The following is a 16270-nucleotide window of genomic DNA, read 5'->3' as shown; positions in this document are numbered from 1 at the left end:
CGACGGATGGGGTCGCTGGTGGAGAACCTGCTGCGCCTGGCACGCCTGGACGAGAACCCCGATCTGGCCCTCGAGCCGGTGGATCTCACCGATGCCCTCTTCGACGCCGCTCAGGACCTGCGGGCCCTGGACCCGGACCGCCAGGTCATGGTGGTCTCGCTCTCCGGGACCCCGGTCTCGGTGCAGCCCCACCTGTCGATCGGCGTGCTGGGCGATGAGGCCTCGCTGCGCCAGGTGATCCTGAACCTGGTGGGCAACGCGAACCGCCACACCCCCAAGGGCTCCCCGGTCGAGATCGCCGTGGGCTACACCGCGGAGAGCACCGTGCGGGTGGAGATCCGTGACCACGGTCCCGGCATCGACGACGACCAGCGCGAGAAGGTCTTCGAGCGCTTCTACCGCACCGACGCCTCCCGGGCGCGCTCGGCGACGCAGGGCGGCGGCGCGGGTCTCGGCCTGTCGATCGCGGCGACCATCGTCCAGCAGCACCGCGGCGACATCGGCGTCACCGAGACCCCCGGCGGCGGGTCCACCTTCTGGGTCGAGCTGCCGAGGGCCGAGGTCGATGAGGAGCATCGTGTCGAGCCTGATCAGCTGCACGCCCTGACCAGCCCGGACTCGCCGACGGGGCCCTCGAGCCCGGCCACCTGATCCGGCGGGCTCGACGAGTTCGGCGCGTTCGACGGGCTCGGCGCGTTCGGGGAGTTCGACGGGTCAGCTGCCGTCCACCAGCACCTGCCCCCTGAAGCCCGCCTGCCCGGCCGCGCGGGAGAGGTTGTCCAGGTGGTCCAGCAGCTGCTCGGCGGCACGCAGGCCCGCCTCGTCGTGCGCTTCGATCCGGGGCGGGGCCGACGGATCGTCACGAGTCATCCGGAATGCGCCGGGCAGAGCGTCCTGCGCCGAGGGCAGCGGGTCGACATGGCCGCTCAGCCCCACGATCAGGTCCCTCGGCACGGGAGTGAGCCCCAGCTGCGCGGCGTGGTCCGCGCTGCGCCGAGCACGGGCACCTGCGCGGTCGCGCAGTCGGACCCGCAGGCCGGAGCGGATGAGGATCCGCGTGAGTTCCCCGGCGTCGATGAAGCGCACTCCGGCCGCCTCGAGGCCGGGGCGAGCTCGCTCCGGCCAGTCGTAGTGGTCCAGGTCGAAGGAGCGCGGGGGCAGCCCTGCCCGGGCCGCCGTGCTGTGCAGCTCGGCGAGCGAGGTGTCGGAGATCAGATGGCCCCAGACCATGCCGTGGCGCGGCCACCTGGGCGTATCGGCGTAGACGGTCATGGACGAGCTCCCGGTCGAGAGGATCGTGCGGAGGGTGAGAAGCGCGAGGATCGTGCGGAGGGCGAGGATCGCGGAGATCCTAGGGAGCGCAGGGTGCGCGGGGATCGATCGGTCCTCGGCGATCGCGATGTGCTCGATCCTGCCAGACGGCGCAGCACGACCTCGAGCGGGCCTCGCCGGCCGCGACGGCGCAGGGCCTGCGCGAGCAGGATCATCACCAGCCAGGTCGCCACCATGAGCGCCGCGGCACCGGCGCTGCCGAGCCGCGCGCCCAGATCCAGGGTGTACGGAGGGAAGAGGGCGTGGGCCACGAGCGACTGGCCCACGTAGGCGCTCAGCGAGACCGCGCCGAGCGCCTCGATCCCTCGCACGGCCGCGACGACGACCCTCGGGGCCGATCCCCCGTCGGCCGCGTCGCGTCGGAGGGCGGCCCCACCGGATGCGTGACCGGCTGCGTGACCGGATGCGTCGTGCGGGGCGACGGTCCCGTCGGCCGACTGGGTCTGCCGACGCACCCGCTCGGCGAGCAGTGCCAGCGCTGCGGCGAAGCCCAGGGCTCCGATCAGGCCCGTGTACTGGTGCACCACCCCGATGGAGCCGAGCAGGAGCACCGCGTCCAGGACCCGGTGAGCGGGGTCGAGGGCGAGCACTGCGGCCAGGGGCACCGCTCCGAGCAGTCCGATCCCGAGCCCCCAGCGGGCGATGGGGACCAGCAGGTCACGGTTCGCGACGACCTCCTCGAGCATCCGCAGCCGAGCGGCGATCACCCCGATCGCCATCGGCGAGAGCAGACCGATGTCGTCGATCAGGACGGTGGCGACGTCGGCCCCCGCCTGCTCGGTGCGCAGGCGCAGAGCGGTGACGTAGTCGGGTGCGGCGGCCGAGGCGTAGCCGTCGCCCCCGAACAGACCTATCGTGCCGTCGGCCCATCCCCACACGCCGAGCGCGGGAAGGGCGGCGATCGCGACCACGGGCATCACGGCGCGGTGCCGTGTCACGAGCACCGCGCAGAGCATGCCCACCATCGCGTAGGCCACGATGATGTCGCCGCTGAACAGCAGGATCGCGTGGGCCAGTCCGATCGCGAGCAGCACCACGTGGCGCCGCAGCATGCGCAGGATGAAGCGGCCCGCGCTCTCGCCCCGTTCGCGGGAGCGGCGGTGCAGGATCCCGATGCCGTAGCCGAACAGCATCGCGAACAGCGGGAAGCCGCGGTTGTCGATGGTCAGGGCGAGGAGCACGTCCACCACACGATCCAGCACGGTGGCGTCCTGCTGTTTGAGCAGAACGGTCCAGGTCGAGCCGTGCAGCCAGCCGACGGTGTTGGCGAGTGCGATCCCGAGCAGGGCGAGGCCCCGCGCGAGATCCGGGCCTCCCGCGCGGTCGCTCAGCGGCACCGATCCGCCGCCCGCGACCAGGGACATCAGGCCCTGTCGGCCGGGGTGCCCTGGTGGTGACGCAGCAGCCACCGCCCCTTCTCCTGCACCCACAGCGAGCTGCGGTGCACGAGGCCGTCGGCCGAGCTGGTCGAATACTGCAGCAGCACCACACCGGGGGCGATCTCGTCGGCCACGAACTCGGACGCGTCGACGCCGCGCAGCGGGGCGAGGTGGGCGAGGATCTCGTCGCGGTCGTAGCGGCGTCCGCTGGAGCCGGTCTCGGTGAAGTCCACGTGCAGCAGCTCGGCGGCGCTCGGGGCATCGGCGCGCAACGCATCACTGAGCAGGGCGAGCTCGCGGGCGGTGATCTGCTCGAAGTCGGTGGCCCCGGGGGCGTCCTCGGTGAGCACCGTGTCTTCCGCCGCGGTGCTGCAGGTGGCCGGGGCGGGGTCGCCCGCGTCCTGGCCGAAGAGGCTGAAGAGGTCATCCTCCGGGGGCGCGAGGGGCCGATCGGCGGTGGAGGCGGCCTCCGATGTGGATGACGGACCCGCCGAGGTCGAGGTCGGGGGCGCCGCCGGAGCCAAGGTCGGGGCCGTGCGGGGGTTCGCCGCCTCCGAGGAACCTGCGGAGCCGCCCCGGTATCCCGGGCCCACCTGGGGATCCTGCTTCTTGGAGTAGGCGGTCGCGGCGGCGTTGGCGCGCACGTCGGCGGCCTCGTTCATCGCATGGCCGGAGTGGCCCTTGACCCATTCGAACTCGACGCTGCGGTCGACGAGGGCGCGGTCGATGGCCTGCAGCAGCTCGACGTTCATGACGGGCTTGCCGTCCTTCTTGCGCCAGCCCTTGCGCTTCCAGCCCGGCATCCACTTGGTCACGGAGTTGATGACGTACTGGCTGTCACACAGGATCAGCAAGTGCTGGTCGGCGTCGACGGCGGTGGCCTCGAGCAGGTCGAGCACCGCCTTGAGCTCGCCCATGTTGTTGGTGCCATGGGGCCAGCCGCCCGCGCGCCAGGTGTTCTCGTCGATGTACCAGGCCCAGCCGGCCGGGCCGGGATTGCCCAGGGCGGAGCCGTCGGCAGCAGCAGTGATGGTCATGGGCCCAATCGTTCCACAGGCGGCGGACCTCCCCGGCCGCAGCGGGCCCGCACGCCGCGCGATGCGGGGTTCCTCTCGCCGCGTCGCGGTCAGCGCACCCGGGCGACGGTCATCCCTGCGGTCGTGGGCGGGTGGTCCATGGCGAGCATCGCATCGGGCAGGTCCTCGACGGCGAGGAGTCTGCCGACGACGGCTCCCAGGTCGAGGCGTCCGCTCGCGATATCGGCGAGCAGGTCCCGGTACTCGGAGACGGCCAGGCCGTGGCTGCCCAGGATCTGCAGCTCCTGGCCGATCACCTGACCCATCGGCAGGGAGGGGTCGGCGTCCTCGCCCAGCAGGAGCCCCACCTGGACGTGGCGACCGCGCGGCCGCAGCGACGCGATCGCGGCACGGGCCGTGCCCGCGGACCCCAGCGCGTCGAGGGTGACGTGGGCGCCGCCGCCCGTCGCCTCGCGGACCCGGTCGACGATGTCCGTGCCAGAGACCAGAGGCGTCGCGCCGAGCTCGGCCGCCGCCGCCAAGGCGCTGTCGGAGACGTCGATCGCGATGACGTCGGCGCCTGCCGCTAGCGCGACCATCACGCAGGCGAGGCCGAGCCCGCCGCAGCCGAACACGGCGACCCTCTCCCCGACGGCGACCCGCGCCTGCGTGCGCACCGCGTGATAGGCGGTGCCGACGCGGCAGCCGAGCCCCGCCGCACGGACCATGTCGATCTCTTCCGGCAGGGTGACGAGGTTGTGGTCCGCTTCGATGACCAGCACCTTCTCCGCCCAGGACCCGGGGAGGTCGAAGCCGGGCTGGCGCTGTTCCGGGCAGACCTGGGGTGCTCCGGCGAGGCACTCCTCGCAGCGGCCGCAGGCGAGGATGAAAGGGGCCGTGACCCGGTCCCCCGGCGCGAAGCCGGTGACGTCCGCGCCGACCTGCTCGACGATGCCCGCGAACTCGTGCCCGGGGACGTGGGGCAGCTGGAGGGAGTCGTCATGGCCCTGCCAGGCGTGCCAGTCGCTGCGGCACACTCCGGTCGCGTGCACCGCGACGACCGCGCCGCGCGGCGGGCACACGGGATCAGGCATGTCGACCAGAACGGGTCGGTCACGGAACTCGTCGTAGCGCACAGCTCTCATGAGTCCATCCTCGCGCACAGCCGTCGCTCGATGCTCCGCCGATCAGGCCGGACGCTCGAGCCGTTTCTCAGGCGGCCTGCGCCCAGGCCCGCGATCGCCACCGCAGGACGAGGAGCCCGGCCCCGAACACCGCAGCCCCGGCCAGGACCGCCGGATACTCCTGCGCCGGCCCCGCCACGGGTTCCCGACCCAGCAGCGCCCCGAGGGCGAGGGGCAGCATCCTCACCCCGAAGGTCACGGCCGTCACCACGACGTACATGCCGAGGTAGGAGGCCAGCGCTCGTGCCCACATCGCCGTGGACGCGTCGTGCAGGGCGTCCCGCCCCACCCAGATGTGCGACCACACAGCCGCCGACGCCCAGATCACCACGTCCTGCCAGTACGCGAGGGTCGGGACCGGCAGCGAGAGACCGCCCGCGCTGACCCGTCCGAGCGTCGCCGGATCACCCCCTCCGCCCTGCGGGCCGACGAGGATCACCACGGCAGCGGCGAGCAGGAGCCCCAGCTGCGTGAAGAGCACGACGCGCACCCGGGCCCTCACCCGGGCGGCCCGTGAGATGCCGAGCGTCCCGCTCAGCCATCCCTCTCGAGCGGGGTCTCGCGGGGCGGCGGCGACGGGCACGGCGACGGCCAGCAGGATCAGCACGTTCCCCAGTCGTGCGAACTGTCCGATCGCGGCGAGCAGGAGGAGGGCGGCGACCACACCGCTCCCCCAGAGCAGCGGCCGCTGGAGGGTCAGCTCCAGGCGGAGGGCGCGGTCGCGCGGTGCCGTCGACGGTCTGCGCAGCGTCGCGCTCATCGGCGGTCCTCCCCGATGGCGCGCCCGGCACGGGCCGCGAGGGTCAGGCCCACGAGATCGGGGAGGTCGGGTTCGCGCAGAGCGGTCCCCGGCGCCAGGCCGACGGAGTCGTCGGTCGCGATCAGCGCCTCGGCGGCGCCGCTGCGCCCGAGCGGACGCGCCCCCAGCGGGATCTGCGGAGCGCCGGCGGGGTAGGTCGCCACGACGTGGGCCTCCAGGAGCTCGTCGACGTCGCCCTCGAGCACCGTGCGGCCCTCGTGCAGCACCACGAGATGGTCGACGAAGCAGTCCATCCCCTCGAGGTCATGCGTCGAGAGCAGGACGGAGCGGGAGTCGTCGTCGGCCAGCCGATCGCGCAGCAGATCCACCAGGGTGCTGCGGGCCAGAGGGTCGAGCCGGGTGAGCGGTTCATCCAGCACGAGCAGCCGTGGATCGGTGGCGAGCGCTGCGGCCACCGCGAACGCGGTCGTCTGCCCGGCGGAGAGCGAGCCGATCATGGCCCGCGGGCGGATCCCGGACGCCTGCAGCATCCGCGGGAAGAGGCTGGTGTCGAAGGGGTCGCCCAGGCAGCGTCGCAGCGCGATGACGTCCTGCGCGGTCCACTCCTCGGGGAGCACCGGGGCGTCGGGCACGACGCCGACGCCTTCGGGGCAGGCACGATCGGCGGGGCCGACGGTGCGACCGAGCACCTCGACCGATCCGGCAGCCGGCCGCAGGGCCCCGGTGAGGGCTCGCAGCACGGTCGTCTTGCCGGCTCCGTTGGTGCCCACCAGTGCGGTGACCTGACCTCGGGGCGCGGTGAAGCTGATGTCGTGGAGGGCTGGGGTCGGTGCCCGGTAGCGGCTGCGGGGATGGGGGATGTCCACGGCCAGCTGCTGGACCCGGATGGCCGGGGCGACGGGGCACTGCGGCTCCACGGGACGGCCGGAAGGCTCGGGGCGGATCATGCTGCGGCCCGCATCCGTGTGGCCGCACCGGAGTCGAGCACGTCGCTCCAGGCGCGTACGCGGCGGCGCAGCACCAGCAGGAGAACAGCGCCGACCACGATCACCCCCGCCCCCATCACGAGGGAGGGCACGGCAGGACTGCCGGAGAGCTCGAGCATGCTCAGGGGCAGCCCGACGAGCATGGCGCTGAGCAGACCGGCGCCGAGGTAGACGATGATGCTCAGCACGGCCATCGAGCGGGCCGGCCGGTGGGTGGTGCAGTCGCCGCCGACGACGATCGCGGTGAGCAGCAGGACGAAGGCGGCCTGTCCCGTGCCGACCAGGACGAGCAGGATCTCGGAGAGGCCGGGCGGCCCCGACAGGGTGAACGTGGCGCCGGGCCGCACGGTCGTCCTGAGGTCCAGTGCCGGAGCGATGAGCAGCCAGAGCGCCGAGGTGAGCAGGAGGACCATCGTCTCGACGCCGATCAGCGCCACGCGTCCACGCACCCGGTCCGCCCGGGAGAGGCCGAGACTCGCCCTCAGCTCCGCGCGCTCGATGGTGTCCGCGCGGCCATAGCGATACCAGGCCAGAGCGGCCCAGAACGGAAGCACCGTCATCAGACCGTCGGTGATCACGACGGCGACCACGACGCTCAGCACGCACAGGGCCATGGTGAGCCCGAAGCGGCCGCTGTTCAGGCGGGCCTCCATGACGAGGGCTCGTCGGGTCGAGATCATGCCGTTCCCCTCCTCGAGGTGGTGGCCGTGGAGGATGCACGGTCCGGTGGGCTCGCGGCCCGCAGCCAGTGCGTCACCAGCTCACTCATCCCCGGGCGCCGCAGGTGCGCTCCGGGCGGCAGCCCGGCGGCCTCGTCGAGGTGCACGAGGCCACGCGTCGTGTCGCCCGTGGTGACGGGCCCGATCAGCGGCTCGAGACCGTGAGCGTCATCGGAGGTGTTGCCGGTGCCGGCCTGCTCGAGCACGAGGAACTCCTCGCGCAGCGTCTCCACATCGCCTTCGAGCGCCGTCCGCCCCTGCGCGAGCACCACGAGATGGTCCACGAAGCGGTCCATCCCTTCGAGGTCATGGGTCGACAGCAGGATGGTGCGATCACCGAGCGCCATCAGGTCACGCAGCTCGTCGACCAGCTCGGTGCGTGCCAGCGGATCCAGGCGGGCGAAGGGCTCGTCGAGGATCAGCAGACGGGGATGCTGGGCCAGGGCCGCGGCGATCGTGAGCTGGGTGAGCTGGCCTCGGGAGAAGCCGCTGAGAGGCCTGTCGACCGGGACACGATGGTCCGTGAGATAGGCGTCGAAGCGCGCGTGGTCGAAGCGCGCAGCCGTGGCGCTGTGCGCTCGCGCGACCTGGCGCGCGGTCCAGCGCGGCGGGTAGGCGGGGGCATCCGGAACGACGGCGACACCGCTCGGCATCGCGACGCGGGCAGGCCCCATCTCGGTGCCGAGCACCTCGAGACGTCCGGCCGAGAAGGGCAGGGCGCCGATCAGCGTGCGCAGCGTGGTGGTCTTGCCGGCGCCGTTATGCCCGACGAGCGCGGTGACCTGCCCGGTCGGCACGCTCAGGCTGAGCTCGTGCACGGCCCGCAGCGGTGCTGAGTACGGGCGGCCGAGAGACGGCAGCTGCACGGACAGCTCCTCGGCTCGGACCGCGTCCGACGGGGTCTCGTCCGCGCCGAGCGCGAGTGGATCCAGGCCGCCGTGCGGCTCCGGGGGCATCGTGCTCATCGGTCCTCCTCCTCGAGGGCATGGGCGAGGCGCTCGTGCAGCTCGTCGGCGTCGATCCCGGCGGTGCGAGCGGTTCGGGCGACCTCGGCGAGCGCGGCGTCGATGCGGTCGAGGGCTCGGTTGCGCAGCTGCTCGGGCTGCTGCGCGCGGACGAAGACTCCCTTGCCGCGCACGGCGTCGACCAGCCCGTCGGCCACCAGCTCGTTGTAGGCGCGCGTGGTCGTGATGACACTGACCCGCAGGTCACGGGCGAGGGCCCGGATCGAGGGCAGGGCCTCTCCGGGGGCGAGATCCCCTCGCAGGATCATCTCGGCGAGGCGGGCTCGAATCTGCTCGTAGATCGGCTCGGGGTCGGAGGGGTCGAGCGGGATGTGCATGCTCACCACTCCTCCGAGCGTTCACGTCGACCGAACCGACTGCCTCTACTGTTCATATTCACTATGGACAGTAGAGAGGGAGGGTGTCAAGGCTCGATGATGAGCATCGGGGGTGCCGGAGGGCGCCGGCCGGCACTTGCGGGCGCTGACGGGCACTGACGGGTCAGGCGACCGGCTTCTCGTAGGTCCCGTGGACGTGCTCGCGCACGAAGCCGAGGGCGTCGTAGAGACGGGTCGCGCCGGTGAGCGAGTCGGCGTCGACCTCCAGCTCGGCCGTCACGTACTCCGCCCGGGCCGCCGCGCGCAGCGAGCGGGCGATCACGGCGCGGGCGATGCCTCGGCCCCTCGCCGCAGGGCGCGTGCCCACCAGGGCGATGTGCAGCACGCCGGGCTTGTCCTCCGAGGTGATCACGTAGCCGAGCACGGTCCCGTCGGCGTCCGTCGCGATGCTCGAGAGCTCACGACGCGAGGTGTGGGAGGACCACCACACGCTCCAGCGCTCCGCGGTCACCGGGGCCGAGCCCCAGTGATCGGCGAAGGCGTCGAGATGGGCGAAACGAGTGGCCTCCTCGTCCGTCTCGGACGGGGCGCTCACCTGGACGCCGGCGAGGTCGGTCTCCGGGATCTCCGTTCCGGGCAGTCTCCGCACCATGGTCAGCCAGCTGCGAGCCCGCCGGTAACCGCGCTGCGCGAGGAGCGGACGCACATCGGCCCCGCCGGTCAGCGGAGCATCCGCCGAGGTGCCGTCCGCGGGGTCCCGGCCCCCGGGGGATCGGAAGACCGCGGTCTCGACGCCCGGATGGCGCTCGGCGGCGAGCTGCGCGGCGCGGGCCTCGGCCCACTCGAACAGCTCCGTGCCCAGGCCCTGCCGGCGGCGGGTCGGGTCGACCGCACCCATCAGCTGGCAGCGCACCCGTCCCTCACGGTCGGTGGCGGTCGAGACGTCGACGGCGCCGAACGCCACGAGGTCCTCACCGTCGCGCACGGCCAGGGTGTCCAGGGCCAGGTCGAGGCCGGGCATGGTGAGCCACTCGCGGATGCCGGGCTCCTCGGCCGGTTCATCGCCGTCGTCCGCCGCGTCCACGCGGTTCATGAGCGCGGTGAGCGCGGGGACGTCCTCGACGCTGAGCGGGCTCCGGGTCAGGGGATCCCGAGAGGCCTGGGCCGTCGGAACGGCAGGGGCGCTCTGGTCGGTCTGGCCGGTCTGGTCGGTCTGGTCGGTCTGGTCGGTCTGGTCGGTGGGGGCGGTGCGTGGGGCCATGGACGTCACCGGTCCAGTGTAGGGAGCCGGTAGACGCTCACGTGGCTGTGGGACTCCCCCGTGAACTCCGTGCGGTCCCAGTCCGCCCAGCGGTCCTCGAGGGTGAAACCGGCCAGCTGCGCCATGAGGTCGAGCTCGGAGGGCCAGATGTAGCGCTGCGGGGTGCGATCCATGCGCGCCTCGCGGGAGCCGTCCACCGGCGCGTCGAAGCGCACGTGATGGGAGACCAGGATCTGACGGAGCGTGTCGTACGTGTCCACCAGGAGATAGCCGGGCTCCGTGCGCTCGAGGGTGCCTCCCGTGCCCGGGGTGAGCGAGCGGAGGTCGGGCACGCCCAGCTCGATCACGAAGCAGCCTCCCGGCGCGAGATGCCGCGCGGCGTTGCGGAAGCACTCGACCTGCTGCTCCTGGGTGAGCAGGTTCCCGATCGTGTTGAACACGAGGTAGACGAGGGAGAACCCCTCCCCCGCCGTCGTGGTGGTCATGTCGCCGTGCACGACGGGGACCTGCTGTGCGTCGACCTTCTCCCGCAGCCGGGCGACCATCGCCTCGGACAGCTCGATGCCGGTGACCTCGATCCCGGCCTCCCGCAGCGGGATCGCGACACGGCCGGTGCCGATCGCGAGCTCGAGGGCGCGGCCGCCGTCGGCGAGCGACGAGAGGAGTTCGACCGTCGGCCCCAGCACCTCGGGAGCGAACATGCCCTCTCCGGGGGTGTCGTACTCGGCGGCGGCATGCGCATCCCACAGGCGTGACTGATCGACCATGCCCACATCCTGACGCAGGCCGCCCGGGGCGTCACGGGATTATCCGTGGCGTCCCGGGCGGCTCGTCGGCTCAGCGGCTCGTCGGCCCGTCAGCTCAGCAGCTCGACCCAGCCGTTCAGCGTCTCTTCGGGGTCAGGCCTCCCGCTCGTAGGCGGCGGTCTTCTCCTGCACGGACCGCAGGCGGGCGAGGTCCAGCTTGCGGCCGCGCTCGAAGTCGACGATGCCGTTCTTCTCCTGGAACACGTCGGTCATCTGGGTGTAGCAGTAGGCGAACATCAGCGGGTCCTCGAGCAGCACCCGGGTCAGCCCCTCGAAGCGCGTGTAGAGCTCCTCCTCGCTGCGGATCCGTTCGCCGTAGCCCCAGGACTCGGCGGCGTTGTTGCCGGCGCGGGCCGCCTCCTCGGCCTCTTCGGCCTCCTTCCGGTTCCACCAGATGCCGCCGTACTCGGAGACGAAATAGGGCTGACCGGCGTAGGGCAGGGAGAAGGCGCCGTCGGCGAAGGGCATCTCGTCCGGGCCCAGGTCGCGCCGGTTGGCGAAGGGTTCGCCGTCGGCGAGACCGGACTGCTCGACGCGGAAGCGCTCGGGGTCCTGCTCGTAGGAGTGGGAGTCGTAGACGTCGGCTCCGCGCACCCGGTGCGAGTACCCGGAGGTGTCGAGCACGGGACGGGTGGGATCAGCGAGCTTGGTCGCGTCGTACATCGCCTGGGTGACCACGTCGAGCTGGGTGATCCGGTCGTGGATCACCTGGTGGGTCTCGTTGAGCGGGCACCAGCCGATGATCGAGGGATGGTTGAGGTCGCGCTTCACGGCCTCGACCCACTGGCCGACGAAAGCTGCGGTGGGCTGCTGGTTGTCCCCCGTGGGCCCGAACCCGGAGACGCCCCAGTCCCCGAACTCGCCCCAGGTGAGATAGCCGTGCAGATCCGCCCAGAACAGCATGCGCTGCTCGAAGACCTTCTGGTGCAGTCGTGCCCCGTTGAAGCCGGCCTCGAGGGCGAGACGGATGTCGGTCGTGATCGCGCCGTCGGTCGGGGAGGTCATGAACGACTCCTCCCAGTAGCCCTGGTCGAGGACCAGGCGCTGGAAGACCTTCTCCCCGTTGATCCGGAACTCGTGGTCGCGCAGCGACGTCGAGCGCAGGCCCGCATAGGAGCGCACCTCATCGAGCACGGCACCGTCGGCGCCGAGCAGACGCACGCTCAGGGCGTAGAGCTCAGGAGCTCCGGGGCCCCACACGCGCACCGCGTCCTCGGGGATCGCGAGCTCGAGGTGCGGGGCCAGGTCCAGATCGGCGCGCACCTGCGCGCGCGCCGCCTCCGCGCCGCCCGGCACGGAGGCGACGACCTCGAGGCGGGTGCCCGCGGTGGTGCGGGCCAGGGGCACGTCGAGCGCGAAGGACCGTCCGGCGAGGGAGGGCAGGATCCGCAGCGAGCGGATCTCGTCGGCCGGGACGCCCTCGAGCCACACGCTCTGCCAGATGCCGGTGGTGCGGTGATAGTTCGCGGCCGTGGGCGTGAAGTCGTGGGACTGCTTGCCGCGAGCCTGCGGGACACCGTGAGGGTCGCGGGCCCGCACCGTGATCTCGACCTCCGCGCCGGGGCCGACGCCGTCGACGACGGAGAGGTCCGCGGAGAACGGGGTGAAGCCGCCACGGTGCCGCGCGACCTCGACGCCGTCGGCCCAGACGGTCGCATCGTGGTCCACGGCCTCGAAGTGCAGGATCGGGCGCAGGCCCTCCCAATCGGCCGGGACGGTCACGGTGCGGCGATACCAGACGGCCTCGAGGTAGTCGCGGTTGCCGATCCCGGAGGCGGCGGTCTCCGGGGCGAAGGGCACGAGGATCTCGGAGTCGAGCCGGCGCTCGAGCAGTCCCCGCTCACGGCCCGAATCGCCCTGATCGATCTCGAACGCCCAGGGGCCGTTGAGGGTGAGCCAGGCGGGACGGTGCAGCTGGGGGCGCGGGTGCTCGGGGCGCGGCACGTCGGTCACGGCCGACAGCGGCGGATCCAGCTGTGCGGCGAGCTCGTCGGCGCGGGAGAACAGGGAGCTCAGGTGCTCCGGAAGGTCAGGATTCTGGGCGTTCACGAACGGCTCCTGGGATCAGTGGTGCTCGGCGCTGAGTCACCGGCGCCGCGGGGCGCCGGCAGGTTCTGTCGGGAGCCAGTCAAGCGCACCGGACCCCAAATTGCAACGTGGGAAATCCGTTCGTCAGACCGCGGCGCTCTCCGCGTCGACGGGCCGGGTGCTCGCGCGCTGCACCAGGCGATGCGCGATCACGTTCTCCGCGCCGGCGGTCCGGCTGCGCTCGACGCCGTCGATCGCGGCATCGAGGGCGGCGGCGATCAGGGCATCGAGGTCAGGGGCGATGGTGGTGAGCGCGGGCATGGTCCAGGCCGCCTCAGCGACGTCGTCCCAGCCCACGACGGCGACGTCCTCGGGCACCCGCAGCCCGTGCTCCCGCAGGGCGGCGAGCGCACCGATCGCCATCAGGTCGTTGCCGGCCACCACGGCGTCGATCTCGATCCCGGCCTCGAGCGTGCGACGGACCTCCTCGCACCCCTCCTCCCGGGTCCAGGAGGTGGCGCTGCGGAGCAGGTCCGGATCCTGCGGGAGGCCCGCGGCGCGGCTCGCTTCCTGGAACCCCGCGAGACGGTCGGCGCCGGTCGAACGCGCAGCGCTGTCGGCACCGAGGAACAGCAGCCGTCGGTGGCCGGTCGCGACGAGATGGCGCACCACGTCCCCGGCGGAGCCGACGTTGTCGATCGCCACGTGCACCACACCCTGGGCGGCGGTGAGGGTCTCCCCCAGCAGCACCACGGGCGGGCCGGAGTGCCGCTCCAGCAGGTCTGCGGGCTCGAGCGCGGTGGGCGAGATGACCACCGCATCGACCGGACGCGCCGTGCGGCCATGCACGTGGGCGCGCTCCACCTGGGGGCTGTGCAGGGACACCTCGACGCTCACGGTGTATCCCCGCTCGCGTGCGGCCGCCTGCATCCGCTCGGCCAGACGGGCGAAGTAGGGATTCTGCAGCTCGGGGACCACCAGGGCGATCGAGCGGGTGGGGCCGCCGCGCAGCTCGCGGCCGACGTGGTTGGGCACGTACCCGAGCTCGTCGATCGCGGCCAGGACCTTCTCCCGAGTGTCGGCCCGCACGACGGGGCGCTCGTTGACGACGTTCGAGACGGTCTTCCAGGAGACGCCCGCATGCTGTGCGACGTCCTTGATGCTCACCCTGCGAGCCATCTCGTGCCCCTTCCCTGCGGTCCTCCGACGGCCGTGGAGGTTCTCACGTGGGGACACTACCGGCCCTGCACGGCGCGCGGCGTCAGGTGTTTCTCACATCCCCGGCCCTGATCATTCCCCGTGGACAGCAGCAGGTCTAGCGTGGGTCCTGCGTGCCGTCATCCCGCCGCGGCACAGGTCCCACTTCTGGTGGTGACTGCGCAGCGTCCGACGCGCTGCCACGGCAGTGCTCCGGCACATGACGCATCGGGCGGGATCTGCATCTTCAGAACGGAACATCCGTGACCTCCCCCGATTTCGCACGCCTCGGCGTGCCCTCTGTCCTGGTCGAGGCGCTCGCGCCCCAGGGCATCACCCAGCCCACCCCCATCCAGGCCGCGACGCTGCCGGACTCCCTGTCCGGGCGCGACGTCCTGGGTCGTGGCCGCACCGGCTCGGGCAAGACCTACGCCTTCCTGCTGCCCCTGGTGGCGCGCCTGATCGCCGAGCCGCGCCGTCGCGTGGCGCGTCGGCCCCGCTCGCTCATCCTCGCCCCCACGCGCGAGCTCGCCTCGCAGCTCGCCGACTCGCTCAAGCCGCTCGAGGCGGCCGCGGGCCTGCGCAGCGCCGTCGTCTTCGGCGGGGTGGGCCAGAACCCGCAGGTGAAGGCTCTCGCCGGCGGTATCGACGTGCTCGTCGCGTGCCCCGGCCGACTCCTGGACCTCATGGGCCAGGGGCATGCCGACCTCGGCGGCATCGAGGTCACCGTCATCGACGAGGCCGACCACATGGCCGACATGGGCTTCCTGCCGATGGTCCGCAAGATCCTCGACAAGACGCCGCCCAAGGGTCAGCGGATGCTGTTCTCCGCGACCCTCGACTCGGGCGTGAACAAGCTCGTCAAGCAGTTCCTGCACGAGCCCGTCACCCACTCGGCGGACCCGGCTTCGAGCCCCGTCGGCACCATGGAGCACCACGTGCTCGAGGTGGAGCCCGCGGCACGCTTCGACGTGCTGCGCGATCTCGCCGCCGCCCCCGGACGCACCATCATGTTCACGCGCACCAAGTACGGCGCGAAGAACCTCGCCCGCAAGCTCAGCGCTCGCGGGGTGGACGCCGTCGATCTGCACGGCAACCTCTCGCAGAACGCGCGCACCCGGAACCTCGAGGCCTTCGGCACCGGCGAGGCCACCACGATGGTCTGCACCGACATCGCCGCCCGCGGCATCCACGTGGACGAAGTGGCCCTCGTGGTCCATGCCGATCCGCCCGTCGAGCACAAGGCGTACCTGCACCGCTCCGGTCGCACCGCCCGCGCGGGCGAGTCCGGCACCGTGATCACGGTCCAGACCCCGGAGCAGAAGCGCGACGTGAGCGATCTGATGCGCAAGGCCGGCATCAAGCCCACCGTCCACCCGCAGGTGAACCCCGCCTCCACCGTGCTCACGCAGCTCGCCCCCGGTGAGCGCACCGAGATGCACGAGCCGCGCACGGCCGATCCGGTCGAGCGGCCCGAGCGCTCCGCCGGCCGCGGAGGCCAGGGCGGTCGCGGTGGTCAGGGCTCCGGTCGCGGTGGCCAGGGCTCCGGCCGTGGCGGTCAGGGTGGCCAGGGCTCCGGCCGTGGCGGTCAAGGAGGCCGTGGCGGCCAGGGAGGCCGTGGTGGTCAGGGCGGTCGTGGCGGCCAGGGCTCCGGCGAACAGGGCCAGCGCTCCGGCGGCGGTCGTCGCGGAGGCCAGGGCGGCGGCCGTCGTGAGGCTGCTCCGGCGCGCTACTCGACGAGCTCCGAGGGGTCGCGCGGCGGCGACAGCGTCAGCGGCCTTGCCGCGTTCTCCTCGGGTCGCAGCCGATGAGCGAGGCCGGCGCCGGACGGCGCCGGGCCGACTCGCCCGCCCAGCACAGCATCGACGAGATCCTCGCCGCCTCCCGTGCGGGAGTGGAGAGGGTGGAACCGGCCGCGCTGCCCGCACTGATCGAGCAGGGCGCACACGTGATCGACATCCGACCGGTGACCATGCGGGAGCCCGAGGGACACATCCCCGGCGCCATCGTGATCGACCGCCTGGTGCTCGAGTGGCGCCTGGACCCGAGCAGCGCGGACCGCATGAGCAAGGGTCCGGAGCACGAGGACCTGGTCATCGTGGTCTGCAACGAGGGGTACTACTCCTCGCTCGCCGCTCGTGACCTGCGCGATCTCGGATTCCACCGAGCCACCGATCTGATCGGCGGCTTCCGCGCCTACGCCGAGACCGAGCAGCCCGTCGCTGTGGAGCCCACGCGCTCCGTGCGCTGACCCCTCCTA

16 protein-coding genes are annotated in these 16270 nt (G+C 72.4%); 3 read left to right on the top strand and 13 right to left on the bottom strand.

The features are described 5' to 3' along the window. Positions 1-651, top strand: a 651-nt coding sequence (locus CIK81_RS06545; protein WP_147272347.1) for a cell wall metabolism sensor histidine kinase WalK, incomplete at its 5' end; no start/stop codon positions are given. 63 nt (positions 652-714) lie between these two features. On the opposite strand, the gene CIK81_RS06540 is transcribed toward CIK81_RS06545, so the two are convergent. The 13 genes from CIK81_RS06540 to CIK81_RS06480 all read right to left on the bottom strand — a co-directional run bounded on the left by CIK81_RS06540 (position 715) and on the right by CIK81_RS06480 (position 13992). Next, positions 715-1272, bottom strand: a complete 558-nt coding sequence (locus tag CIK81_RS06540) for a DUF4031 domain-containing protein (protein WP_096163869.1) — start codon at positions 1270-1272, stop codon at positions 715-717. Further along, the gene (locus tag CIK81_RS06535) at positions 1269-2741 is read right to left on the bottom strand and encodes a DUF418 domain-containing protein (protein ID WP_241964033.1); all 1473 of its coding nucleotides are present in this window, start codon (positions 2739-2741) and stop codon (positions 1269-1271) included. Before CIK81_RS06535 ends, CIK81_RS06540 begins: the two co-directional genes overlap by 4 nt. After that, entirely contained in the window at positions 2696-3748 is a 1053-nt protein-coding gene (locus CIK81_RS06530; RefSeq protein WP_096196719.1) for a ribonuclease HI family protein, read from the bottom strand. The genes CIK81_RS06535 and CIK81_RS06530 overlap by 46 nt, the downstream gene beginning before the upstream one ends. A gap of 89 nt (positions 3749-3837) precedes the next feature. Then, positions 3838-4872 (bottom strand): alcohol dehydrogenase catalytic domain-containing protein, encoded by a 1035-nt coding sequence (locus tag CIK81_RS06525; protein WP_096196718.1) that lies wholly within the window; start codon positions 4870-4872, stop codon positions 3838-3840. A 67-nt stretch (positions 4873-4939) separates the two neighbouring features. Further along, positions 4940-5671: a hypothetical protein gene (locus tag CIK81_RS06520; RefSeq protein ID WP_096196717.1), complete on the bottom strand. Its 732-nt coding sequence runs from the start codon at positions 5669-5671 to the stop codon at positions 4940-4942. Continuing rightward, complete coding sequence (locus CIK81_RS06515) at positions 5668-6618, bottom strand: ATP-binding cassette domain-containing protein (RefSeq protein WP_114355538.1); 951 nt, start codon at positions 6616-6618, stop codon at positions 5668-5670. Before CIK81_RS06515 ends, CIK81_RS06520 begins: the two co-directional genes overlap by 4 nt. Next, entirely contained in the window at positions 6615-7337 is a 723-nt protein-coding gene (locus CIK81_RS06510) for a hypothetical protein (protein WP_096196715.1), read from the bottom strand. Before CIK81_RS06510 ends, CIK81_RS06515 begins: the two co-directional genes overlap by 4 nt. Beyond that, entirely contained in the window at positions 7334-8341 is a 1008-nt protein-coding gene (locus CIK81_RS06505) for an ABC transporter ATP-binding protein (RefSeq protein WP_158541943.1), read from the bottom strand. Before CIK81_RS06505 ends, CIK81_RS06510 begins: the two co-directional genes overlap by 4 nt. Next, positions 8338-8718, bottom strand: coding sequence for a GntR family transcriptional regulator (locus CIK81_RS06500; RefSeq protein ID WP_096196714.1), 381 nt, complete (start codon positions 8716-8718; stop codon positions 8338-8340). The genes CIK81_RS06505 and CIK81_RS06500 overlap by 4 nt, the downstream gene beginning before the upstream one ends. 163 nt (positions 8719-8881) lie before the next feature. Beyond that, a complete protein-coding gene (locus tag CIK81_RS06495) occupies positions 8882-9979 on the bottom strand; it encodes a GNAT family N-acetyltransferase (RefSeq protein WP_114355537.1) in 1098 nt (365 codons plus the stop codon). A gap of 5 nt (positions 9980-9984) precedes the next feature. Continuing rightward, entirely contained in the window at positions 9985-10746 is a 762-nt protein-coding gene (locus CIK81_RS06490) for a class I SAM-dependent methyltransferase (RefSeq protein ID WP_114355536.1), read from the bottom strand. A 132-nt stretch (positions 10747-10878) separates the two neighbouring features. After that, complete coding sequence (locus CIK81_RS06485; RefSeq protein ID WP_096196711.1) at positions 10879-12834, bottom strand: glycoside hydrolase family 2 protein; 1956 nt, start codon at positions 12832-12834, stop codon at positions 10879-10881. Between the two features lie 123 nt (positions 12835-12957). Continuing rightward, the gene (locus tag CIK81_RS06480) at positions 12958-13992 is read right to left on the bottom strand and encodes a LacI family DNA-binding transcriptional regulator (RefSeq protein ID WP_096196710.1); all 1035 of its coding nucleotides are present in this window, start codon (positions 13990-13992) and stop codon (positions 12958-12960) included. A 281-nt stretch (positions 13993-14273) separates the two neighbouring features. Here CIK81_RS06480 and CIK81_RS06475 point away from each other — a divergent pair, with 281 nt between their 5' ends. Next, positions 14274-15821, top strand: a complete 1548-nt coding sequence (locus CIK81_RS06475) for a DEAD/DEAH box helicase (RefSeq protein ID WP_114355535.1) — start codon at positions 14274-14276, stop codon at positions 15819-15821. Beyond that, positions 15818-16261, top strand: coding sequence for a rhodanese-like domain-containing protein (locus CIK81_RS06470; RefSeq protein WP_114306977.1), 444 nt, complete (start codon positions 15818-15820; stop codon positions 16259-16261). Before CIK81_RS06475 ends, CIK81_RS06470 begins: the two co-directional genes overlap by 4 nt. Positions 16262-16270 lie beyond the last annotated feature (9 nt).

This window comes from Brachybacterium sp. JB7 (assembly GCF_003335205.1).
GTDB classification, from domain to species: Bacteria; Actinomycetota; Actinomycetes; order Actinomycetales; family Dermabacteraceae; genus Brachybacterium; species Brachybacterium alimentarium.
Note: the sequence above shows the minus strand (reverse complement) of the source record. Positions and strands in the feature narration are given on the sequence as shown.

What these genes read in the sequence shown, in the direction of transcription:
- CIK81_RS06540 (WP_096163869.1), bottom strand. Translation starts at nt 1,272, where the DNA reads ATGACCGTCTACGCCGATACGCCCAGGTGGCCGCGCCACGGCATGGTC.
- CIK81_RS06530 (WP_096196719.1), bottom strand. Translation starts at nt 3,748, where the DNA reads ATGACCATCACTGCTGCTGCCGACGGCTCCGCCCTGGGCAATCCCGGC.
- CIK81_RS06525 (WP_096196718.1), bottom strand. Translation starts at nt 4,872, where the DNA reads ATGAGAGCTGTGCGCTACGACGAGTTCCGTGACCGACCCGTTCTGGTC.
- CIK81_RS06520 (WP_096196717.1), bottom strand. Translation starts at nt 5,671, where the DNA reads ATGAGCGCGACGCTGCGCAGACCGTCGACGGCACCGCGCGACCGCGCC.
- CIK81_RS06515 (WP_114355538.1), bottom strand. Translation starts at nt 6,618, where the DNA reads ATGATCCGCCCCGAGCCTTCCGGCCGTCCCGTGGAGCCGCAGTGCCCC.
- CIK81_RS06510 (WP_096196715.1), bottom strand. Translation starts at nt 7,337, where the DNA reads ATGATCTCGACCCGACGAGCCCTCGTCATGGAGGCCCGCCTGAACAGC.
- CIK81_RS06505 (WP_158541943.1), bottom strand. Translation starts at nt 8,341, where the DNA reads ATGAGCACGATGCCCCCGGAGCCGCACGGCGGCCTGGATCCACTCGCG.
- CIK81_RS06500 (WP_096196714.1), bottom strand. Translation starts at nt 8,718, where the DNA reads ATGCACATCCCGCTCGACCCCTCCGACCCCGAGCCGATCTACGAGCAG.
- CIK81_RS06495 (WP_114355537.1), bottom strand. Translation starts at nt 9,979, where the DNA reads ATGGCCCCACGCACCGCCCCCACCGACCAGACCGACCAGACCGACCAG.
- CIK81_RS06490 (WP_114355536.1), bottom strand. Translation starts at nt 10,746, where the DNA reads ATGGTCGATCAGTCACGCCTGTGGGATGCGCATGCCGCCGCCGAGTAC.
- CIK81_RS06480 (WP_096196710.1), bottom strand. Translation starts at nt 13,992, where the DNA reads ATGGCTCGCAGGGTGAGCATCAAGGACGTCGCACAGCATGCGGGCGTC.
- CIK81_RS06470 (WP_114306977.1), top strand. Translation starts at nt 15,818, where the DNA reads ATGAGCGAGGCCGGCGCCGGACGGCGCCGGGCCGACTCGCCCGCCCAG.